Annotated in this window: 21 protein-coding genes and 1 pseudogene; 11 read left to right on the plus strand and 11 right to left on the minus strand. The window is 56.3% G+C overall.

What is annotated here, in order from left to right; genetic code table 11:
* The first annotated feature begins 7 nt into the window (after positions 1–7).
* From MC50_RS06260 to MC50_RS06280, 5 genes are all read left to right on the plus strand, one after another.
* A complete protein-coding gene (locus MC50_RS06260; protein ID WP_032696887.1) occupies positions 8–1,912 on the plus strand; it encodes an ABC transporter ATP-binding protein in 1,905 nt (634 codons plus the stop codon).
* A 112-nt stretch (positions 1,913–2,024) separates the two neighbouring features.
* Positions 2,025–2,477 carry a nuclear transport factor 2 family protein gene (locus tag MC50_RS06265; protein ID WP_032690473.1) on the plus strand — a complete coding sequence of 151 codons (453 nt, stop codon included), beginning with the start codon at positions 2,025–2,027 and terminating at the stop codon, positions 2,475–2,477.
* Positions 2,478–2,685: 208 nt separating this feature from the next.
* Complete coding sequence (locus tag MC50_RS06270) at positions 2,686–3,708, plus strand: hydrolase (RefSeq protein WP_032697073.1); 1,023 nt, start codon at positions 2,686–2,688, stop codon at positions 3,706–3,708.
* Positions 3,705–3,923, plus strand: coding sequence for a YheU family protein (locus MC50_RS06275; protein ID WP_004868412.1), 219 nt, complete (start codon positions 3,705–3,707; stop codon positions 3,921–3,923). The genes MC50_RS06270 and MC50_RS06275 overlap by 4 nt, the downstream gene beginning before the upstream one ends.
* 35 nt (positions 3,924–3,958) lie before the next feature.
* Positions 3,959–4,828 carry a phosphoribulokinase gene (locus MC50_RS06280; RefSeq protein WP_032690472.1) on the plus strand — a complete coding sequence of 290 codons (870 nt, stop codon included), beginning with the start codon at positions 3,959–3,961 and terminating at the stop codon, positions 4,826–4,828.
* 100 nt (positions 4,829–4,928) lie between these two features.
* On the opposite strand, the gene MC50_RS06285 is transcribed toward MC50_RS06280, so the two are convergent.
* Positions 4,929–5,333 (minus strand): OsmC family protein, encoded by a 405-nt coding sequence (locus MC50_RS06285; protein ID WP_032690471.1) that lies wholly within the window; start codon positions 5,331–5,333, stop codon positions 4,929–4,931.
* A 305-nt stretch (positions 5,334–5,638) separates the two neighbouring features.
* On the opposite strand from MC50_RS06285, the gene crp reads away from it, so the two are divergent.
* Positions 5,639–6,271, plus strand: coding sequence for a cAMP-activated global transcriptional regulator CRP (gene crp, locus MC50_RS06290; protein ID WP_000242758.1), 633 nt, complete (start codon positions 5,639–5,641; stop codon positions 6,269–6,271).
* 52 nt (positions 6,272–6,323) lie between these two features.
* A pseudogene (locus MC50_RS06295) lies at positions 6,324–8,402 on the plus strand (YccS/YhfK family putative transporter).
* On the opposite strand, the gene argD reads toward MC50_RS06295, so the two are convergent.
* The 5 genes from argD to ppiA all read right to left on the minus strand — a co-directional run bounded on the left by argD (position 8,392) and on the right by ppiA (position 11,734).
* Complete coding sequence (gene argD / locus MC50_RS06300) at positions 8,392–9,612, minus strand: bifunctional acetylornithine/succinyldiaminopimelate transaminase (RefSeq protein ID WP_046853400.1); 1,221 nt, start codon at positions 9,610–9,612, stop codon at positions 8,392–8,394. The pseudogene MC50_RS06295 and the gene argD sit on opposite strands and share 11 nt — an antisense overlap.
* 89 nt (positions 9,613–9,701) lie before the next feature.
* The gene (pabA, locus tag MC50_RS06305) at positions 9,702–10,265 is read right to left on the minus strand and encodes an aminodeoxychorismate synthase component 2 (protein ID WP_032690468.1); all 564 of its coding nucleotides are present in this window, start codon (positions 10,263–10,265) and stop codon (positions 9,702–9,704) included.
* A gap of 44 nt (positions 10,266–10,309) precedes the next feature.
* The gene (locus tag MC50_RS06310; protein ID WP_032698705.1) at positions 10,310–10,900 is read right to left on the minus strand and encodes a putative adenosine monophosphate-protein transferase Fic; all 591 of its coding nucleotides are present in this window, start codon (positions 10,898–10,900) and stop codon (positions 10,310–10,312) included.
* Positions 10,890–11,057 (minus strand): YhfG family protein, encoded by a 168-nt coding sequence (locus MC50_RS06315; protein ID WP_049267913.1) that lies wholly within the window; start codon positions 11,055–11,057, stop codon positions 10,890–10,892. The genes MC50_RS06310 and MC50_RS06315 overlap by 11 nt, the downstream gene beginning before the upstream one ends.
* A 107-nt stretch (positions 11,058–11,164) precedes the next feature.
* Complete coding sequence (gene ppiA / locus MC50_RS06320) at positions 11,165–11,734, minus strand: peptidylprolyl isomerase A (protein ID WP_004868429.1); 570 nt, start codon at positions 11,732–11,734, stop codon at positions 11,165–11,167.
* A 276-nt stretch (positions 11,735–12,010) separates the two neighbouring features.
* Here ppiA and tsgA point away from each other — a divergent pair, with 276 nt between their 5' ends.
* A complete protein-coding gene (gene tsgA, locus MC50_RS06325; protein ID WP_032690466.1) occupies positions 12,011–13,195 on the plus strand; it encodes an MFS transporter TsgA in 1,185 nt (394 codons plus the stop codon).
* On the opposite strand, the gene MC50_RS06330 is transcribed toward tsgA, so the two are convergent.
* Positions 13,192–14,517 carry a cytosine deaminase gene (locus MC50_RS06330; protein ID WP_032690465.1) on the minus strand — a complete coding sequence of 442 codons (1,326 nt, stop codon included), beginning with the start codon at positions 14,515–14,517 and terminating at the stop codon, positions 13,192–13,194. The two genes, tsgA and MC50_RS06330, sit on opposite strands and share 4 nt — an antisense overlap.
* Positions 14,518–14,757: 240 nt before the next feature.
* On the opposite strand from MC50_RS06330, the gene nirB reads away from it, so the two are divergent.
* The 3 genes from nirB to cysG all read left to right on the plus strand — a co-directional run bounded on the left by nirB (position 14,758) and on the right by cysG (position 19,153).
* Complete coding sequence (gene nirB, locus MC50_RS06340) at positions 14,758–17,301, plus strand: nitrite reductase large subunit NirB (RefSeq protein ID WP_047663534.1); 2,544 nt, start codon at positions 14,758–14,760, stop codon at positions 17,299–17,301.
* Positions 17,298–17,624, plus strand: a complete 327-nt coding sequence (nirD, locus tag MC50_RS06345; RefSeq protein ID WP_047663535.1) for a nitrite reductase small subunit NirD — start codon at positions 17,298–17,300, stop codon at positions 17,622–17,624. Before nirB ends, nirD begins: the two co-directional genes overlap by 4 nt.
* Before the next feature lie 155 nt (positions 17,625–17,779).
* Entirely contained in the window at positions 17,780–19,153 is a 1,374-nt protein-coding gene (cysG, locus tag MC50_RS06350) for a siroheme synthase CysG (protein WP_032690464.1), read from the plus strand.
* 120 nt (positions 19,154–19,273) lie between these two features.
* Here cysG and trpS read toward each other — a convergent pair whose 3' ends face one another.
* The 4 genes from trpS to dam are packed head-to-tail and all read right to left on the minus strand — an operon-like array spanning position 19,274 to position 22,543.
* Positions 19,274–20,278: a tryptophan--tRNA ligase gene (trpS, locus tag MC50_RS06355; RefSeq protein WP_032696893.1), complete on the minus strand. Its 1,005-nt coding sequence runs from the start codon at positions 20,276–20,278 to the stop codon at positions 19,274–19,276.
* Positions 20,271–21,032, minus strand: a complete 762-nt coding sequence (gene gph, locus MC50_RS06360; protein ID WP_032696894.1) for a phosphoglycolate phosphatase — start codon at positions 21,030–21,032, stop codon at positions 20,271–20,273. Before gph ends, trpS begins: the two co-directional genes overlap by 8 nt.
* Entirely contained in the window at positions 21,025–21,702 is a 678-nt protein-coding gene (gene rpe / locus MC50_RS06365) for a ribulose-phosphate 3-epimerase (RefSeq protein WP_004868444.1), read from the minus strand. Before rpe ends, gph begins: the two co-directional genes overlap by 8 nt.
* A gap of 16 nt (positions 21,703–21,718) precedes the next feature.
* Complete coding sequence (gene dam / locus MC50_RS06370; protein ID WP_032690461.1) at positions 21,719–22,543, minus strand: adenine-specific DNA-methyltransferase; 825 nt, start codon at positions 22,541–22,543, stop codon at positions 21,719–21,721.
* Positions 22,544–22,573 lie beyond the last annotated feature (30 nt).

A 22,573-nucleotide genomic window follows, 5' to 3' on the forward strand; every position in this document is an offset into this window, starting at 1 on the left:
GCGCCTTATGATTGTTTTCTCCTCGTTACAAATTCGTCGCGGCGTACGGGTCCTCCTGGACAACGCCACCGCAACCATCAATCCTGGCCAGAAGGTCGGCCTGGTGGGAAAAAACGGCTGCGGCAAATCCACGCTGCTGTCGCTTTTGAAAAACGAGATTAGCGCCGACGGCGGCAGTATGACCTTTCCGGGTAACTGGCAGCTGGCGTGGGTTAATCAGGAAACCCCTGCGCTGCCGCAGCCAGCCATTGATTATGTTATTGATGGCGATCGCGAATACCGCCAGCTCGAAGCCGATTTAAACCTGGCCAACGAGCGCAATGACGGCCACGCCATCGCAACGGTGCACGGTAAACTGGATGCCATTGATGCCTGGACCATCCGTTCGCGCGCCGCCAGCCTGCTGCACGGGCTGGGGTTCAGTAATGAGCAGCTTGAAAGCCCGGTCAGCGACTTTTCCGGCGGTTGGCGTATGCGCCTGAACCTCGCGCAGGCGCTGATTTGTCGTTCCGATCTGCTGCTGCTCGATGAACCGACTAACCACCTCGATCTCGATGCGGTCATCTGGCTGGAAAAATGGCTGAAAGGCTACACCGGCACGCTGATTCTGATCTCTCACGATCGTGACTTCCTGGACCCGATCGTCGATAAAATTATTCATATCGAACAGCAAACGATGTTCGAATACACCGGCAACTACAGCTCGTTTGAAGTGCAGCGCGCAACCCGTCTGTCACAGCAGCAGTCGATGTATGAAAGCCAGCAACTGCGCGTCGCGCATCTGCAAAGTTATATCGACCGCTTTCGCGCCAAGGCCACCAAGGCCAAGCAGGCGCAAAGCCGTATTAAGATGCTGGAGCGTATGGAGCTTATCGCTCCGGCTCACGTCGATAACCCGTTCCACTTCAGTTTCCGCGCGCCGGAAAGCCTGCCAAACCCGCTGCTGAAAATGGAAAAAGTCAGCGCCGGCTACGGCGAACGGGTGATTCTGGACTCGATCAAGTTAAACCTGGTGCCCGGTTCGCGCATTGGCCTGTTAGGGCGCAACGGCGCCGGCAAGTCGACGCTGATCAAACTGCTGGCTGGCGAACTCCAGCCGCTGCATGGCGAGATTGGCCTCGCTAAAGGCATTAAGCTCGGCTACTTCGCTCAGCATCAGCTGGAGTTTCTGCGCGCTGACGAATCCCCATTACAGCATCTGGCTCGCCTGGCGCCTCAGGAGACAGAGCAGAAGCTGCGCGACTATCTCGGCGGATTTGGTTTCCAGAGCGATAAGGTCAACGAAGAGACTCAGCGTTTCTCCGGCGGTGAAAAGGCCCGTCTGGTGCTGGCGTTAATCGTCTGGCAGCGCCCTAACCTTCTGCTGCTCGATGAACCGACGAACCACCTCGATCTCGATATGCGTCAGGCCTTGACCGAAGCGCTGATTGATTTCGAAGGCGCGTTGGTTGTGGTCTCGCACGATCGCCACCTGATCCGTTCCACCACCGACGATCTCTATCTGGTGCATGACGGCAAAGTCGAGCAGTTCGATGGCGACCTGGAGGATTATCAGCAGTGGCTCAGCGACTCACAGAAACAGGAGAGCTCGTCGTCTGACGTGGCGAAAGAGAGCGGTAACAGCGCGCAGGCCCGCAAAGACCAGAAACGTCGGGAAGCGGAATTACGCACGCTCACTCAACCGCTGCGTAAAGAGATTACCCGCCTCGAAAAAGAGATGGATAAGCTCAACGCGCAGCTCGCCCAGGCGGAAGAGAAGCTCGGCGACAGCGGGCTGTATGATGCCTCCCGCAAAGCCGAGCTGACCACCTGTCTGCAGCAGCAGGCCAGTGCCAAATCCGGTCTGGAAGAGTGTGAAATGGCCTGGCTGGATGCACAAGAGCAGCTGGAACAGATGCTGCAGGAAGGTTAAGACCGGTTATGATCGGGCAGGGGGCATAAACGCAGCGGCGCCAGGTTATGGGAACACGCCGTGATATGCCCCTGCTAAAAACCGCAACACTCATCTGCGAAGAGGCATTGCCATGGTAAAAAAAACGCTCATCTCCCTCTCACTGCTTTGCGCCCTGACCCACTCTGCTTTTGCCGCCTACACCGCAAGCGAATTAAAGAACAAAGAAAACGTCATCGCTTTTTATAATAAGGCGCTGAACGATAAAGACTTTGATGCCGCAAAAACCTACCTCGGGCAGGAGTATATCCAGCATAATCCTGGCGCGAAGGATGGGCCTGAAGGCTTTCGTCAATTCATCGCCTTTCTGAAAGAGAAATTCCCCGACTCTCACAGCGAGATTAAACGGGTGATTGTCGACGGCGACTATGTCGTTCTGCACGTTGCGTCCACCGGCCGCGAGCCGGGCGTCACCCGGGCGATTATCGATATTTTCCGCCTCGATGCGCAGAACAAGATCGTTGAGCACTGGGATGTTATTCAGACGGTTCCGGAAAAAACCGCCAGCGGCAACAGCATGTTTTGAGCCAGCCCCACGGCCATTCGCTCCTGGCGGGGCCGTTTCCCCTTCCAGCCCTCCCGGGTAGCGGGTCATCCTTATCCCGCAAGAGCAGTCCTCATCCGGCTTCAATTTCGTGTAACCTATAGCGCAGGCCGCAAGACCACATATTGGATAACCTGCGCACTTCATGCGCGGTATACTGTTTTATAAGATGATTAACTGCTCTGGTGCTATGGTTGAAATCACCCCCACAGAAATGACGCCCCCCGAAGACGACTCGCGCGAGTTTCACCCTATGCGCGGCGTGGGCAATCGTCATCTGCAGACCATGCTGCCGCGCCTGATTCGCCGTAAGCTGGGATTCACGCCGCACTGGCAGCGACTTGAACTCCCGGACGGTGATTTTGTCGATCTGGCGTGGAGCGAAGACCCCGCCGGGGCGCAACATAAACCGCGACTGGTCGTGTTCCACGGGCTGGAGGGCAGCCTGCACAGCCCCTATGCTCATGGCCTTATCCATGCAGCCATGCAGCGCGGCTGGCTGGGCGTGGTGATGCATTTCCGCGGCTGTAGCGGCGAACCCAATCGCAATAACCGCATCTATCATTCGGGTGAAACCGAAGATGGCAGCTGGTTCCTGCACTGGCTACAACGCGAATGGGGTGCGGTGCCGACCGCCGCCGTCGGCTATTCGCTGGGCGGCAATATGCTGGGCTGCCTGCTGGCCGAAGAAGGCGATAATGTCCCGCTGGATGCCGCGGTTATTGTCTCAGCCCCGTTCATGCTCGAAGCCTGCAGCTATCATATGGACAAGGGCTTTTCCCGGGTCTATCAACGTTATCTGCTCAATCTGTTAAAGGCCAACGCCGCGCGTAAGCTGAAAGCCTATCCCGGCTCGCTACCGGTTGATCTGCGCCAGCTCAAAGGTATGCGCCGCATCCGCGAGTTTGACGATATGATCACTGCCCGGATTCACGGATTTGCGGATGCGCTGGACTACTATCGCCAGTGTAGCGCAATGCCGCGGCTCAGCGACATTACTAAACCGACGTTGATCATTCATGCGAAGGACGATCCTTTTATGGACCACCACTCCATTCCGCCGCAAGAGCAACTCCCGCTAAACGTCGAGTATCAGCTGACAGAAAATGGCGGACACGTCGGATTCGTTGGCGGCACGCTGCGCAAGCCGGAAATGTGGCTGGAAAAGCGTATCCCGGACTGGTTAACCCGTTGGTTGGGAGCACAAAAATGATTATTCCCTGGCACGATCTGGATCCCGAAACGCTGGATAACCTGATCGAAAGCTTTGTGTTGCGTGAAGGCACCGATTATGGTGAACATGAACGCTCGCTGGCGGATAAAGTCGCCGACGTCAAACAGCAATTGAAAAGCGGAGAAGCCGTACTGGTGTGGTCAGAACTGCACGAGACGGTCAACATCATGCCCCGCAAGCAGTTTCACGGCTAAGGCGGCGCCACACATCGTTTAATCTGGGAGTTGTTATGTCTGCCAAACATCCGGTGATTGCCGTCACGGGCTCCAGCGGCGCGGGAACCACGACCACCAGCCTCGCCTTTCGTAAAATTTTCGCACAGCTAAACCTGCGTGCCGCTGAGGTGGAAGGCGACAGCTTCCATCGCTATACCCGCCCGGAAATGGACATGGCGATCCGCAAAGCGCGCGATCAGGGGAAACACATCAGCTACTTCGGTCCGGAAGCCAACGACTTCGGTCTGTTGGAAAACACCTTCCTTGAGTACGGGCGTAACGGTAGCGGTCAGTCGCGCAAGTATTTGCATACCTATGATGAGGCGGTGCCGTGGAATCAGGTGCCGGGCACATTCACACCGTGGCAACCGCTACCGGAACCGACCGATGTCCTGTTTTATGAAGGGCTGCACGGCGGGGTTGTTACGCCGCAGTATAACGTCGCGCAGAATGTCGACCTGCTGGTCGGCGTGGTGCCTATCGTCAACCTGGAATGGATTCAGAAGCTCATCCGCGATACCAGTGAACGCGGCCACTCCCGTGAAGCGGTGATGGATTCCGTGGTCCGTTCAATGGAAGACTATATCAACTTCATTACGCCGCAGTTTTCGCGCACCCATATCAACTTCCAGCGCGTCCCCACTGTCGACACCTCCAACCCGTTTGCGGCGAAGGGCATTCCGTCATTGGATGAAAGCTTTGTGGTGATCCATTTCCGCAACCTGCAGGATATCGATTTCCCCTGGCTGCTGGCGATGCTGCAGGGGTCGTTTATCTCGCATATCAATACGCTGGTGGTGCCTGGCGGGAAAATGGGGCTGGCGATGGAGCTCATCATGACGCCGCTAGTCGAACGGCTGATGGAAGGGAAGAAAATCAGTTAACCACGTTAAAAAACCCCGAGCGCCTGGCGCTAAGCGGGGTTTTCGTCCTTCACTCACGGCTCCCGGATAAGGCGTTTGCGCCGCTCTCCGGGAAGGCTGCTTAGCCTTCCACCACTTCATAGGTGTGGGTGATATTCACCGCTTTTTGCAGCATCAGCGCCACCGAGCAGTATTTCTCCGCCGACAGATCCACCGCACGGGAAACGGCCGCCTCTTTCAGCTCCTTACCGGTGACGATAAAATGCATGTTGATATGGGTAAACAGGCGCGGCGCCTCTTCCCGACGTTCAGACGTCAGCTTGACTTCACAGTTGGTCACGTTGTGACGACCTTTCTGCAAAATAGACACGACATCGATCGCGCTACATCCGCCCGCCGCCATCAGCACCATCTCCATTGGGCTTGGCGCTTTATCTCCGGAGTTGCCGTCCATCAGAATCTGGTGACCTGACGCCGACTCTCCGATGAAGGTTAACCCTTCAACCCATTTCACACGAGCTTGCATAAAATTTAACTCCGAGGTTGCAATTTTCCTGACAGATTACGCGTACATAACAATTCTCGCAACGGAAGGCGACCTGCATCATGCTGAAGCGAGACACCAGGAGACATGCGGCAAAAGCTATGCTAAAACAGTCGGGATGCTACAGTATTACATTGATGTACTGCATGTATGCAGAGGAGTTCACATTACAGGCTGAAGAAAACTCACCAGCCGTTTCCCAGGCATAGGGAAACAATACGATTGCATGCCCGGATGCCGTGTAGTGTCGGCACCCGGAGATAGCTTATAACAGAGGATAACCGCGCATGGTGCTTGGCAAACCGCAAACAGACCCTACCCTCGAATGGTTCTTGTCTCATTGCCACATTCATAAGTACCCATCTAAAAGCACGCTGATCCACCAGGGTGAAAAAGCAGAAACGTTGTACTACATCGTCAAAGGCTCTGTGGCTGTGCTCATCAAGGATGAAGAAGGTAAAGAGATGATCCTCTCTTACCTCAACCAGGGCGATTTCATCGGTGAATTAGGCTTGTTTGAAGAAGGCCAGGAGCGTAGCGCCTGGGTACGTGCGAAAACCGCATGTGAAGTGGCCGAAATCTCCTACAAAAAATTCCGTCAGCTCATTCAGGTTAACCCGGATATCCTGATGCGCCTGTCGTCGCAGATGGCTCGCCGTCTGCAGGTGACCTCAGAAAAAGTGGGTAACCTTGCCTTCCTCGACGTCACCGGGCGCATCGCTCAGACGCTGTTGAACCTGGCAAAACAGCCGGATGCGATGACCCACCCTGATGGTATGCAAATTAAAATTACCCGTCAGGAAATTGGTCAGATCGTTGGCTGTTCCCGCGAGACCGTTGGCCGTATCCTGAAGATGCTGGAAGATCAGAACCTGATCTCCGCACACGGTAAAACTATCGTCGTATACGGTACGCGTTAAGTCGATAAAACGGCGTGTTGCTTGCGCAACACGCCGTTTTTGTTTTCCCTCTATGTGGCGCAGGCTGATTTACCACCCGGAAGTCAACTATGCACTGCGGCAAACGCTGGTGTTGTGTTTGCCTGTCGCAATCGGTCTCCTCCTCGGTCACTTACAGCAAGGTCTGCTGTTTTCGCTGGTGCCCGCCTGCTGTAACGTCGCCGGTCTGGATACGCCGCACAAACGCTTTTTTAAACGTCTGATTATTGGCGGCTCGCTGTTTGCCGGCTGTAGCCTGGTGGTCCAGCTTCTTCTTCAGCAGGATATCCCGCTGCCCTTGATTCTCAGCGGCCTGGCGCTACTGCTGGGCGTAACGGCGGAGATCAGCTCTCTGCACGCCAGGCTTCTGCCCGCGTCGTTAATTGCCGCAATCTTTACCCTGAGCCTTGCCGGGAACATGCCCGTCTGGGAGCCACTGCTGATCTACGCCCTCGGGACGCTGTGGTACGGCCTGTTTAACTGGTTCTGGTTTTGGCTATGGCGCGAGCAGCCGCTGCGCGAATCGCTGAGCCTGCTTTATCGCGAGCTGGCTAACTACTGCGAAGCCAAATACAGCCTGCTGACCCAGCATATCGATCCCACCACTTCACTGCCGCCGCTGCTCACGCGCCAGCAGAAGGTGGTGGACCTGATCACCCAATGCTACCAGCAGATGCATATGCTGGCGGCGAACTAGCGCAATGACCACAAGCGCCTGCTGCGGGCATTTCAGATGGCGCTGGATTTGCAGGAACATATCTCCGTCAGCCTGCACCAACCCGAAGAAGTACAAAAACTGGTAGAGCGCAGCCATGCCGAGGCGGTGATCCGCTGGAACGCACAAACCGTTGCCGCACGCCTGCGGGTGCTGGCCGATGACATTCTCTACCACCGCTACCCGCAACGCTTTCATATGGATAAGCAAATCGGCGCGCTGGAGAAAATCGCCTGGCAGCATCCGGACAACCCGGTAGGGCAGTTCTGCGCCTGGCACTTCAGCCGAATAGCCCGGGTGCTGCGTACCCAGCGCCCGCTGTATGCTCGCAACCTGATGGCGGATAAAGAGCGCCGTCTGCCGCTGCTGCCCGCGCTAAAGAGCTATCTCTCATTAAAATCGCCGGCGCTACGTAACGCTGCGCGTATCTGCGTGATGCTAACGGCCGCGAGCCTGATGGGAAGCGCCCTGAACCTTCCCAAGCCTTACTGGATCCTGATGACGGTGCTTTTTGTGACCCAAAACGGCTACGGCGCGACGCGGGTACGTATCGTCCATCGGGCGGCAGGTACACTTGCCGGTCTGGCTATCGCCGGCCTGGCGCTGCACTTTCACGTCCCGGAGGGTTATACGCTCTCCGCGATGCTGCTCGTCACGCTGCTGAGCTACCTGATTATTCGCAAGCATTATGGCTGGGCGATGGTTGGCTTTACCGTGACGGCGGTGTATACCCTGCAGCTTCTGACGCTCAACGGCGAGCAGTATATTGTCGCCAGGCTTATCGATACGCTTATCGGCTGCCTTATCGCCTTTGGCGGCATGGTCTGGCTATGGCCGCAATGGCAAAGCGGGCTACTGCGTAAAAACGCTCACGACGCGCTGGAAGCCGATCAGGAAGCGATCAGGCTAATTCTCAGCGACGATCATCAGGCCCCGGCGCTGGCCTATCGCCGGATGCGCGTCAATCAGGCACATAACTCGCTGTATAACTCGCTGAATCAGGCCATGCAGGAACCCGGTTTTAACACACATTATCTTGATGATATGAAACTGTGGGTCACCCACAGCCAGTTTATTGTTGAGCATATCAACGCCATGACCACCCTCGCCCGCGAGCACAATATGCTGACGCCGGAGCTGGCCCGGCGTTACCTGGAATCCTGTGAGATTGCGCTCCAGCGCTGTCAACAGCGGCTGGACTCCGACGGTCCCGGCAGCGCTGGCGATGTGAATATTATGGAGTCGCAGGATGTGGAGGTGAGCCGGGGCCCGTTGAGTACAATGGAGCAACATCTGCAGCGGATCCTCGACCATCTGAACACCATGCACACCATCTCCTCGGTGGCATGGCGTCAGCGCCCGCATCACGGTATCTGGCTACGCGCGATTAAGCGTTAAGAACCTGCTTTATCGCCTGGGCAAAGCGGGCCATGCCTTCAGCAATATCCTTCTCGTCGATGACCAGCGAAGGGACAAAGCGCATCACATCCGGCCCGGCATTCAGCACCATCACGCCCGCATCTGCCGCGGCATAGAGAAAATCGCGTGCCCGGCCTTTATACTGCGGCTTAAGCTCCGCGCCAATCAACAGCCCCATACCGCGGATGTCGCTGAACAGGTCAAACTGCGCGTCAATTTGCTGGAGATGCTGCACAAACAGCTCGCGCTTCGCCTTCACGCCCTCCAGCACCTCCGGCGTATTAATCAGATCAAATGCCGCCCCGGCGACGGCGCAGGCCAGCGGGTTACCGCCGTAGGTCGAACCGTGGGAACCGGCGTGGAATGCGCTGGCAATATCACTGGTGGTCAGTACAGCGCTGATCGGGAAGCCGCCGCCCAGCGCTTTAGCGCTGGTAAGAATGTCCGGCGTCACGCCGTAGTGCATATATGCAAACAGCGAACCGGTACGCCCCATGCCGCACTGCACTTCATCAAATACCAGCAGCGCCTGATGCTCATCGCACAGCTCGCGCAGTCCTTTCAGGAACTCCGGCGTCGCGGCCATCACCCCGCCTTCCCCCTGAATTGGCTCAACCACTACCGCACAGGTGTGGTCATCCATCACCGCCTTCACCGCATGCAGATCGTTAAACGGCACGTGGATAATGTCCGCCGGTTTCGGGCCGAAGCCATCAGAATATTTTGGCTGCCCGCCCACCGATACCGTGAACAGCGAACGGCCGTGGAAGGCATTATGGAAGGCGATGATTTTGGTCTTATACGGGCTGTGACGGGTAATGGTGTAGTGGCGGGCCAGCTTGAACGCCGTTTCGTTCGCTTCGGTGCCGGAGTTCATGAACACCACGCGCTCGGCGAAGGTGGCATCCACCAGCTTGCGGCCCAGACGCAGCGCCGGCTCGTTGGTAAAGACATTGCTGGTATGCCACAAGGTTTCTCCCTGCTCATGCAGCGCCGCGACCAGAGCCGGATGACAATGCCCTAACGCCGTCACCGCAATCCCGCCGGCGAAATCAACGTACTCTTTGCCCTGCTGATCCCAAACGCGGCTACCTTTACCTTTGACCGGGATGAATTCTGCCGGTGCATAAATCGGCAAAATAACTTCATCGAATGTGGCGCGGGTAATTACCGGTTGCTCAGTTGCCATGTCATGCCATCCTTCTTCGTTATGCGGTCATTATTGTGATAATCTAATCACAAAATATGCATAAAAAATCAGTCAATGGCAACTACAAATCACCGGTTGAGGAAGTTTGCCAGCAGCTGATGTCCCTGCTCGCTGAGAATACTCTCCGGGTGGAACTGTACCCCTTCGAGATCCCACTCCCGATGGCGAATGGCCATAATCTCCCCGCTGTCGCTGCGGGCCGTCACCTCAAAACATTCGGGAAGCGTCGCGGGATCAATCAGCAGAGAGTGGTAGCGAGTGACGGTCAGCGGATTATTCAGCCCCTGAAAGACCCCCTGCCCGTTATGATGGATGGGGGAAGTCTTGCCGTGCATCACTTTCGCCGCTCTCACGATAGTGGCCCCAAAGACCTGGGCGATAGCCTGATGGCCAAGACAAACGCCCAGCAGCGGAATCTGACCGGCATAACGGGCAATCACCGCCAGCGAAATGCCTGACTCATTTGGTGTACAGGGCCCGGGAGAGATCACGATTTTCTCCGGCAGCAACGCCGCTATCTCCTCAAGCGTCAGCTCATCATTACGCCTGACCAGCACTTCCGCCCCCAGTTCACAGAAGTACTGGTACAAGTTCCAGGTGAAAGAATCATAGTTGTCGATAAGCAGGATCATAGCGGCTCCGGAAAGAATAAAACCGGGCTATTCTACTCAGATTCTCACGCTTCGCTTACCACTTTGCGAAAGATCCGCTCAAGGGGTTCGGGATCGCCCATCGCCCCCAGCTGGTTAGCCTGGCTCCAGGTATCGGGGTCGATATCCCGCCAGTCGAGCACAAACCCGGCGTGAAGAGCCAACTGTTCAAAGAAAATCCGCTGAACCAGGCCGCTACCGACGCGAAACGGGTGCAGGACGTTGATTTCCCCGTAGTACCAGCTCAGACGCGTGACAAACGTCGCGCGGCTGATTCCGCTGAGATAGTCCTCGTCCTCCAGCGCCCGCATCAGCGCATTGCCCTCTTTCTCAATCCACGCAAAATGACAGAAAGGGGTATCACCCTGATAGATATCGACTTCTCTGAATTGCCCCGCCCAGTCGAAGATATCCTGATACAGCTGATGATGAATGAAACAGAGGTAAGGTAGCCCGCGGCCACGCGGTCCCAGCGGCAGCGTCGCCGCACGCAGGGAGGTGATTTCCCAGGCCGTTTGCTCCAGCCGCTGCGCCTGACGAATGCCGAGACGGTTACGCATCACATTGAGCGCAGGGTAGAGGTAAGGGTCGCGATCGTCGCCATATTTACTGCTCATGACGCCTCCTGATCTCGGCGACACGCGCCAGCGCTTGTTCGGCAGTCAGTGTCACCAGCGGGATCGCTGCGCCCTCAAGACGACGGCTGGCCTGAAAATTCACATTGCGGGTCTGTTCCCAGAGTTGGGATTTTTGCTTATCGGTGAGTGAACGCATGGTCGCCTCCCTTATCGTCCCCTGTTTGCCACAAGTATAAGCAGCAATTTCGGGTTACGCAGAGAGGCCGATGTGGCGCGGGCGATGTTACCCGCGCACAGAAAGGCTTACGGCAGGACTTTCGCTGAGAGGATGACGACAGGTTTGGACGGTACATTCTGGTACGGTCCGACGTTGTGCGTCTGAACCTGAGAAATCTTATCCGCCACGTCCATGCCTTTCACCACTTTGCCGAAGACCGCATAGCCAAAATCACGCTGCCCGTGGTCAAGGAAGGCGTTGTCCGCAATGTTAATGAAGAACTGGCTGGTCGCGCTGTCCTGATCGGCGGTACGCGCCATCGCGATAGTGCCGCGGGTATTGCGCAGACCGTTATCGGCTTCGTTTTTAATCGGCGGGTTCGGCTGCTTTTGCTGCATCTGTTCGTTGAAGCCGCCGCCCTGCACCATGAAGCCCGGAATCACGCGATGGAAGGTGGTGTTGTTATAGAAGCCGCTGTTCACGTACTTCAGGAAGTTATCCACGGAAATCGGTGCTTTCTGGCTATTTAACTCCAGCTCAATATTGCCCGCAGACGTCGTCAGCAGTACATGAGGATCGCCTTTCGCTGCCATTGCCGGAGAGAAAGCTGAAATGGCGAAAACGGCAACCACCGCCGCCAGAGTTGATTTGAGCATGGGAATTCCTTAACGGAGCAGAATAAAAAGCAAGTGCTTTGATTCTAAAGAGCCTTTGCATCCTGGGCCAGCCTTTTACCTAATTTTACGTAGCTGAAACAGTTGTTACGGCGCACGCCTTGACCAGCGTGATCAATAAAAGCGATACAAATCACACTAATCTATGCAAAAAGCATTTCATTGCATAATAAACGTTTGCTTACATCACTCGAATGAATAAAATCTGTCCGCCCTGGCGCAGTCAATGCGCTTTACATTTCTATTCACAGGCCAGTCATGACTAACAGCAATCGTATCAAGCTCACATGGATCAGCTTCTTTTCCTACGCCCTCACCGGCGCGCTGGTGATCGTCACCGGAATGGTGATGGGAAATATCGCCGATTATTTCCATTTGCCCGTCTCCAGCATGAGCAACACCTTTACTTTCCTCAACGCCGGTATCCTGATCTCTATCTTCCTGAACGCCTGGCTGATGGAAATTGTGCCGCTGAAAACCCAGCTGCGTTTTGGCTTCATTCTGATGGTACTGGCCGTTGCCGGGCTGATGTTTAGCCACAGCCTGGCTCTGTTCTCCGCGTCCATGTTCGTTCTGGGACTGGTCAGCGGGATCACCATGTCGATCGGGACCTTCCTGATCACCCACATGTATGAAGGCCGCCAGCGTGGCGCGCGTCTGCTGTTTACCGACTCCTTCTTCAGCATGGCGGGGATGATCTTCCCGATGGTCGCCGCATTCCTGTTGGCCCGCAGCATTGAGTGGTACTGGGTTTATGCCTGCATTGGTCTGGTCTACGTTGCCATCTTTATTCTGACCTTCGGCTGTGAGTTCCCGGTTCTTGGCAAAAAAGGGCAGCAGGACAACCAGCCGGTCGTGAAAGAAAAATGGGGCATCGGCGTGCTGTTCCTCGCAATTGCGGCGCTGTGCTACATCCTCGGTCAGCTGGGCTTTATCTCCTGGGTACCGGAGTATGCCAAGACCCTGGGCATGAGCCTGGCCGATGGCGGTAAGCTGGTGAGTGATTTCTGGATGTCGTACATGATTGGCATGTGGTCGTTCAGCTTCATCCTGCGCTTCTTCGACCTGCAGCGGATCCTGACCGTCCTGGCTGGTCTCGCCACCGTGCTGATGTACCTGTTCATCAACGGTTCACCGGAGCATATGCCGTGGTTTATTCTGACCCTCGGCTTCTTCTCCAGCGCGATTTACACCTCGCTTATTACGCTGGGTTCGCTACAAACCAAAGTCGCGTCGCCGAAACTGGTGAACTTTGTACTGACCTGCGGCACCATCGGCACAATGCTGACCTTCGTGGTGACCGGTCCGATTGTGGCTGCCAGCGGCCCGCTGGCAGCGCTGCACACCGCTAACGGCCTCTACGCCGTCGTCTTTGTGATGTGCTTAATCCTTGGCTTCGTCTCCCGCCACCGCCAGCACAATGCGGCGGCGGCCTCCCACTAAGCCTTTGTTGGCCCCTTTGCGTCAGTGAAGGGGCTGTTTCGGCTAAAGAACAGCTCCTCTCCTCCTCTGTCGGTCTGGATCCAGGTCTGTGCCAGTTGCGTTGTGGCAATTACCCGTCCCTGACGAATCGACCAGCGAACCGGCACCTGGCAGCGAACCGCTTCAAAACCATTCTCCGCCGGTAGAATAACCAGATTTGCGGGATAGCCCGGCACAATGCCGTAATCGTGCAGGCCAAAGGTGCGGGCGCTGTTGTCGGTAATCAGCTTCAGCCCATCGTTAATCTGCTGATAGCCCATCAGCTGACAGACATGCAACCCCATATGCAGCACCTGCAGCATATTGCCAGTACCGAGCGGGTACCACGGGTCGAAAACATCATCGTGACCGAAACAGACATTAATGCCCGCCGCCATCAGCTCCTTCACCCGGGTGATGCCACGGCGCTTTGGATAATCGTCAAAACGCCCCTGAAGATGAATATTCACCAGCGGGTTAGCGACAAAGTTGATTCCCGAGAGCTTCAGTAACCGAAACAACCGCGAAGTATAGGCGCCGTTATAGGAGTGCATCGCGGTGGTATGGCTGGCCGTAACCCGTGGGCCAATCCCCTCTTTCAACGCCAGAGCCGCCACCGTTTCGACAAACCGCGACTGCTCGTCGTCAATCTCATCGCAGTGAATATCCAGCGGACGCTGATACTGCTGCGCCAGACGGAACGCGATATGCAGCGATTCCACGCCATACTCGCGAGTAAACTCAAAGTGCGGAATGGCGCCGACCACATCGGCCCCGAGTCGCAGGGCCTCCTCCAGCAAGGCCTCACCATTGGGGTAGGATAAGATCCCCTCCTGGGGGAAGGCGACTATCTGCAAATCTACCCATGGCGCTACCTCCTGTTTCACCTCCAGCATCGCCTTTAATGCCGTCAACGTCGGGTCAGACACGTCAACGTGCGTCCGGACAAACTGAATCCCGTTGCCGATTTGCCATTTCAGCGTCTTCCACGCCCGGGCCTTCACATCTTCATGACTCAACAGCGCCTTACGCTCTGCCCAGCGCTCAATCCCCTCGAACAGCGTCCCGGACTGGTTCCAGTTTGGCTCGCCGGCAGTTTGGGTGGTATCGAGATGAATATGCGGTTCAATAAATGGTGGAATCGCGAGCCCGCCGCGGGCGTTGAGCACTTCATAACTTTCGCTGCGCGCATCGCCCATCGGGGTGATATCACCAAAACAGCCTTTATCTATCGCGATCTGCCACAGCCCTTCGCGGTCAGGCAAACGTACGTTCTCAATCAACCAAAGCGGAACTGCTGTCATCTTGATGACTCCCGTGAATATTGCCGTTTTTTCGCCCAACCCATGAACATTCCCCCGCATCCATTTTGTACACAAAAGCAACAGCAAGGAAAAGCCTGAGTTTTCCATAACTTATAAAAATCCAGGAAAATCATAAGCATACCCATTAAGTGGTAGGTGCGGGCGTTCTTGATTTGTATCAATAAGTGTCCTGGCTGAATCGTTAAGGTAGGCGGTAATAGAAAAGAAATCGAGGCAAAAATGAGCAAAGTCAGAATCGCTATTATCGGTAACGGCATGGTTGGCCATCGCTTTATCGAAGAGCTTCTTGATAAGGCGCCTGCCGGACAGTTCGACATTACCGTGTTCTGTGAAGAACCCCGTATCGCTTACGACCGCGTCCACCTGTCGTCTTACTTCTCCCATCACACCGCCGAAGAGCTCTCGCTGGTCCGTGAAGGTTTTTACGAGAAACATGGCGTTAAAGTCCTGATCGGTGAACGCGCTATTACCATTAACCGCCAGGAGAAAGTGATTCACTCCAGCGCGGGACGCACGGTATTTTACGACAAGCTGGTGATCGCGACGGGCTCCTATCCGTGGATCCCGCCAATCAAAGGCGCGGACACTCAGGACTGCTTTGTGTACCGCACCATTGAAGATCTGAACGCGATTGAATCCTGCGCGCGTCGCAGCAAACGCGGCGCCGTAGTCGGCGGCGGCCTGCTGGGCCTCGAAGCTGCCGGCGCGCTGAAGAACCTCGGCGTGGAAACCCACGTCATCGAATTTGCGCCCATGCTGATGGCCGAACAGCTGGATAATATGGGTGGCGAGCAGCTCAAGCGTAAAATCGAAAGTATGGGCGTAAAGGTCCATACCAGCAAAAACACCAAAGAGATTGTCCAGCAGGGCAGCGAGGCCAGAAAAACCATGCAGTTCGCCGATGGCAGCGAGCTGCAGGTCGATTTCATCGTCTTCTCCACCGGTATTCGTCCACGCGACAAGCTGGCGACCCAGTGCGGTCTGGCCGTGGCGCAGCGCGGCGGTATCGTGGTCAATGACACCTGCCAGACTTCCGATCCGGATATCTATGCTATCGGCGAATGCGCCAGCTGGAACAACCGCGTCTACGGTCTGGTGGCGCCGGGTTATAAAATGGCCCAGGTGACCGTCGACCATCTCCTCGGCAACGACAACCGCTTCATCGGGGCCGATCTCAGCGCCAAACTGAAGCTGCTTGGCGTTGACGTGGGCGGCATCGGCGATGCGCATGGCCGCACGCCTGGCGCCCGCAGCTACGTCTATCTTGATGAAAGCAAAGAAGTCTACAAACGACTGATCGTCAGCGAAGACAATAAAACTCTGCTTGGCGCGGTGCTGGTCGGTGACACCAGCGATTACGGCAATCTGCTGCAGCTGGTGCTCAACGGCATTGAACTGCCGGAAAACCCGGACTCGCTGATTCTGCCGGCACACGCAGGCAGCGGTAAGCCGTCAATCGGCGTCGATAAACTGCCGGACAGCGCGCAAATCTGTTCCTGCTTCGACGTGACCAAAGGGATGCTGATTTCCGCCATCAACAAAGGCTGCCATACCGTCGCCGCGCTGAAAGCAGAAACCAAAGCCGGTACCGGCTGCGGCGGCTGTATTCCGCTGGTGACCCAGGTGCTGAACGCGGAGCTGGCGAAACAGGGGATCGAAGTGAACCACAATCTGTGCGAACACTTTGCCTACTCCCGCCAGGAGCTGTTCCACCTGATTCGCGTAGAAGGGATTAAAACCTTCGAAGAGCTGCTGGCGAAACACGGAAAAGGCTACGGCTGCGAAGTGTGTAAACCGACCGTTGGCTCGCTGTTGGCCTCCTGCTGGAATGAGTACATTCTCAAGCCTCAGCATACGCCGCTGCAGGACACGAACGATAATTTCCTCGCCAACATCCAGAAAGACGGGACCTATTCGGTTATCCCGCGCTCCGCCGGCGGCGAAATTACGCCGGAAGGCCTGGTGGCCGTAGGGCGCATCGCGCGCGAATATAACCTCTACACTAAAATCACCGGTTCACAGCGTATCGGCCTGTTCGGCGCACAAAAAGACGACCTGCCGGAAATCTGGCGTCAGCTGATTGAAGCGGGCTTCGAAACCGGCCACGCGTATGCCAAAGCGCTGCGTATGGCGAAAACCTGCGTCGGCAGCACCTGGTGCCGCTACGGCGTCGGCGACAGCGTGGGCTTCGGCGTCGAGCTGGAAAACCGCTACAAAGGCATCCGTACGCCGCACAAAATGAAGTTTGGCGTCTCCGGCTGCACCCGTGAATGTGCGGAAGCGCAGGGGAAAGACGTCGGCATTATCGCTACCGAGAAAGGCTGGAACCTGTACGTCTGCGGGAATGGCGGGATGAAGCCGCGCCACGCCGACCTGCTGGCCGCCGATCTCGATCGCGAAACGCTGCTCAGCTATCTCGATCGCTTTATGATGTTCTATATCCGTACCGCCGATAAGCTGACGCGTACCGCGCCGTGGTTAGACAACATGGAAGGCGGCATCGACTACCTGCGTAGCGTCATTATCGACGACAAGCTGGGCCTGAACGCCCACCTGGAAGAAGAGCTGGCGCGTCTGCGTGCCGCTGTCGCCTGCGAGTGGACCGAGACGGTCAACAATCCGGCGGCACAAACCCGCTTCAAACACTTTATCAACAGCAACCAGCGCGACCCGAATGTACAGGTCGTACCGGAACGCGAGCAGCACCGTCCGGCAACGCCGTATGAGCGTATCCCGGTCACTCTGGTGGAGGAGAACGCATGAGCCAGTGGGTAAACATCTGCAAGATTGACGATATTCTGCCTGCAACCGGCGTCTGTGCGCTGCTGGGCCAGCAGCAGGTCGCCCTGTTCCGGCCTTACCATGACGATCGGGTCTATGCGATCAGCAATATCGACCCGTACTTCAACGCCAGCGTGCTGTCGCGAGGCATCATTGCTGAACATGAGGGTGAGCTGTGGGTCGCCAGCCCATTGAAGAAACAGCGCTTCCGTCTGCGCGACGGCCTGTGCATGGAAGATGCAAGCCACTCCATTGCACATTTCGATGCGCGCGTGAAAGACGGCAACGTTCAGCTGAAGGCATGATGCCCTGAGGTTCCCGCCGCGCTCCGGCGGGAACCATATTTTCTTCTTATGCCAACTAAGCGGTAGGCGCCCGAAAAATCGTATATTGTGCTAACCCTCTGCTGCTATGCTACGACCGCTTACCCCTCTCCCACTGCTTGCTGCGAGGATGTTCCGTGGATCACTTACCTATTTTCTGTCAGCTGCGCGGCCGCGACTGCTTACTGGTCGGCGGCGGTGATGTTGCCGAACGCAAGGCACGCCTGCTGCTTGATGCCGGCGCCAGAGTCACGGTCAACGCGCTGGTGTTCTCGCCGCAGTTCCATGCGTGGGCTGATTCGCAGATGCTGACCCTGGTGCAAGCGCCGTTTAACCCGGCGCTTCTCGACACCTGCTGGCTGGCCATCGCCGCCACCGACGATGAGGATGTCAATCAGCGGGTCAGCGACGCGGCAGAGGCACGGCGGATATTCTGTAACGTGGTGGATGCGCCGCAGCAGGCCAGTTTTATTATGCCGTCGATCATTGACCGCTCGCCGCTGATGGTCGCCGTCTCCTCTGGCGGTACCTCACCGGTGCTGGCGCGGCTGCTGCGGGAAAAGCTGGAGTCGATTCTGCCGCTCCACTTAGGCCAGCTGGCCCACTATGCCGGCCAGCTGCGTTCGCGGGTGAAAAAACAGTTTGCGACGGTCGGCGAACGTCGACGTTTCTGGGAAAAGTTGTTCGTCAACGACCGTCTGGCGCAATCGCTGGCCAATGAAGACCGCCAGGCCGTTGCCGATACTACCGAGCAACTGTTAACGGAGCCGCTGGATCATCGTGGCGAAGTGGTGCTGGTCGGCGCCGGTCCCGGCGATGCCGGGCTGCTGACCCTCAAAGGGCTCCAGCAGATTCAGCAGGCGGACGTCGTGGTGTATGACCGTCTGGTTTCTGACGACATTATGAATCTGGTACGTCGCGACGCCGATCGGATTTTCGTCGGCAAACGCGCGGGCTATCACTGCGTACCCCAGGAAGAGATTAACCAGATCCTGCTGCGCGAGGCGCAGAACGGACGTCGCGTGGTGCGCCTGAAAGGCGGTGATCCCTTTATTTTTGGCCGCGGCGGCGAAGAGCTGGAAACCCTGTGCAACGCCGGAATCCCCTTCTCGGTGGTGCCAGGAATTACCGCGGCTTCAGGCTGTTCCGCCTATTCAGGTATCCCGTTGACCCATCGCGATTTCGCCCAGGGCGTCCGCCTGATCACCGGCCATCTGAAGACCGGCGGCGAGCTGGATTGGGAAAACCTGGCGGTAGAGAAGCAGACGCTGGTGTTTTATATGGGGCTGAACCAGGCCTCTGCTATCCGTGAGAACCTGATTGCTCACGGCATGGCGGCGGATATGCCCGCGGCTATCGTTGAAAACGGTACGGCGGTCAGCCAAAGAGTGGTCGCCGGCACCTTAGATCAGCTGGATATTCTGGCGCAGCAGATGGCCAGCCCGGCGCTGATTATCGTTGGCCGCGTGGTCAGCCTGCGCGACAAGCTGAACTGGTTCTCACATCACTGATACTGACGTTCCGGGTTCAGCTCGCGAATGCTGAGAAACTGACCGGCAAACGTCGCATACGCTTAACATGCAAAAGGGCGGGATTTCCCCGCCCTTTTCTGTTTATCGCCCGGCTATCGCTTACGGCTTAGCCACAAAACCAATGGCTTCATAGACTGCTTTCAGCGTTTGCGACGCACGAGCGCTGGCTTTTTCAGCCCCGTCTTTCATCACCTGATTGAGGAACGCTTCGTCGTTACGGAAGCGGTTATAGCGCTCCTGCAGCTCCAGCAGCATACCGGACACCGCATCAGCCACTTCGCCTTTCAGGTGACCATACATTTTGCCTTCGAAATGCTGCTCCAGCTCCGCGATGCTCTGACCGGTAACCCCGGAAAGAATATCCAGCAGGTTGGAGACACCGGCTTTATTCTGCTGGTCATAGCGGACAACAGGCGGCTCATCGGAGTCCGTCACGGCGCGCTTGATCTTTTTCACCACCGATTTCGGGTCTTCCAGCAGACCGATCACGTTATTGCGATTGTCGTCTGACTTGGACATTTTCTTTGTCGGTTCAAGCAGGGACATCACGCGGGCACCGGATGCAGGAATAAACGGCTCAGGCACTTTAAACACCTCGCCGTAAAGGGCGTTGAAGCGCTGCGCGATATCGCGGCTCAGCTCCAGGTGCTGTTTCTGATCTTCGCCAACCGGAACCTGGTTGGTCTGATACAGCAGAATGTCCGCCGCCATCAGCACCGGATAGTCAAACAGACCGGCGTTAATGTTTTCCGAATAGCGCGCAGATTTGTCTTTGAACTGAGTCATCCGGCTCAGTTCACCGAAATAGGTGTAGCAGTTCAGCGCCCAGCCCAGCTGTGCGTGTTCCGGCACGTGCGACTGAACGAAGATGGTGCTTTTCTCCGGGTCGATACCACATGCCAGGTAAAGCGCCAGAGTATCCAGCGTCGCTTTACGCAGTTTCTCAGGATCCTGACGCGCGGTGATGGCATGCAAATCCACGATGCAGTAGATGCAGTGATAATCATCCTGCATGCTCACCCATTGACGCAGCGCACCCATATAGTTGCCAATGGTCAATTCACCTGAGGGCTGTGCGCCACTAAAAACGATGGGCTTAGTCATTTTTCAATTCCTGAGTTTCACTGTACGGTAGCCCGAGAGCGGGCAAGAGTTCATTAAATTGGTCGAAGATGTAGTCCGGTTCGCTAAGCGCGATCGACTCGCCGTAGTTATACCCGTAGGTCAGTCCGACAGAGCTGCAGCCAGCGGCTTTAGCCGCCTGAATATCATTACGTGAATCACCAACGAACAGCAGCTCAGCAGGCGCCAGACCCAGCTTCTGCGCCACAAGCAGCAGCGGATCCGGATGTGGTTTTTTATTCTTCACATCATCGCCACCGATGACGACCGTAAAATATTTCGCGATATCCAACGCTGCCAGAATTGGCGCAACGAACGGCGTCGGCTTGTTGGTCACCAGCGCCAGCGGCAGGCCTTTCGCATGTAGTGCGCCAAGCGTATCAGCCACTGCCGGGAACAGAAAACTGCCTTCTTCCGCCGCTTCAGCATAGTAGCGATCGAACAGCTTACGCAGCACCATCAGCTGCTCTGCCCGTGGAATATCGTCATGATCGACGGAGGGTTTCCCCATTGCAGCACGCTGGGTTGCGCGTTCCTGACGCGCCCAGCTCAGGGCCCGCTCCATCAGAACATCCGCACCGTTGCCGATCCAGGTTACGACGCGCGCCTCGCCCGCCATCGGCAGCTCCAGCGCATAGAGCGCGCTATCAACCGCAGCCGTCAAACCCGGTGCGCTGTCGACCAGCGTGCCGTCAAGGTCAAAGGCGACACCGCGAACAGAGTGTAATTTATCCATGACTAACCTTTGCTAATTCACTACGCATTTGATCAATAACCTCCTTGTAGTCAGGACGGTCGAATATCGCGGAGCCGGCAACAAACATATCTGCACCTGCCGCCGCAATGTCCGCAATATTGCTGACCTTCACGCCGCCGTCGACTTCCAGACGAATGTCATAACCCGACGCATCGATGCGCTGGCGCACTTCGCGCAGTTTATCCAGCGTCTGGGGGATGAAGGACTGGCCGCCGAAACCTGGGTTAACGGACATCAGCAGGATAACGTCCAGCTTATCCATCACATAATCAAGGTAACTCAGCGGCGTGGCCGGGTTAAACACCAGACCGGCTTTACAGCCATGTTCTTTGATAAGCTGCAGGCTGCGATCAACGTGCTCAGAGGCTTCCGGATGGAAGGTGATAATGCTGGCGCCCGCCGCGGCGAAATCAGGGATGATGCGGTCGACCGGTTTCACCATCAGGTGCACGTCGATCGGGGCGGTGATGCCATAGTTGCGTAGTGCTTTCAGCACCATAGGGCCGATGGTCAGATTCGGCACGTAGTGGTTGTCCATCACGTCAAAGTGCACAACGTCCGCACCTGCAGCCAGCGCTTTGGCGGTATCCTCGCCCAGGCGGGCAAAATCAGCCGACAGAATCGAAGGGGCAATCAAATACTGCTTCATCCGCATCTCCTTGAAATTATTTAGTCTTGGGCGGACGGTAAAGAGCCAGAAGCTCGTCCACCTTCTTTCGTGTACCACCGTTGCTGCTGATACTGCGTCGAACTTTGACGACATGCAGTTTAGCCTGACGATACCATTCGCGCGTGAGCGCGGTATCGTGGTTGGAAATCAGAACCGGAACCCGCTGTTCCAGCAGGTTCTCCGCCAGCTGCGCCAGATGGGCCTGCTGCTCGGCGTTAAAGCTGTTCGTATGATAGGCCGTAAAATTGGCGGTAGACGACAATGGCGCATACGGAGGATCGCAATAGACCACCGAAGAACCGTCCGCGCGCGCCATGCTGTCGGCATACGACTCGCAGTAGAAGTACGCATTCTGCGCCTTCTGGGCAAAATGATACAGCTCAGCTTCCGGGAAGTAGGGCTTCTTATAACGGCCGAACGGTACGTTAAATTCGCCGCGCAGATTATAGCGACACAGGCCATTGTAACCATGGCGGTTCAGATACAGGAACAACACCGCACGACGCAGCGGATCCTGACTTTGATTGAATTCAGTACGGAACTGATAGTACTGCTCTGCCGCGTTATTCTCGGGCGTAAACATTTCACGCGCCGCCGCAACATACTCATCCGTCTGCAATTTAACGATGTTGTAAAGACCGATCAGGTCGCTGTTGATGTCCGCCAGAATATAACGAGAAAAGTCGGTATTCAGAAATACCGACCCTGCGCCCACAAAGGGCTCAATCAGACAATCGCCTTGCGGCAAGTGTTTCTTTATATCGTCAAGCAGGGGGTATTTCCCCCCTGCCCATTTCAGAAAAGCGCGATTCTTTTTCATGCTGCCTAACTAATTACCACATTCTCCGGC

The sequence above is a fragment of the Klebsiella planticola genome (assembly GCF_000783935.2).
In the GTDB taxonomy this organism is placed as follows: Bacteria; Pseudomonadota; Gammaproteobacteria; order Enterobacterales; family Enterobacteriaceae; genus Klebsiella; species Klebsiella planticola.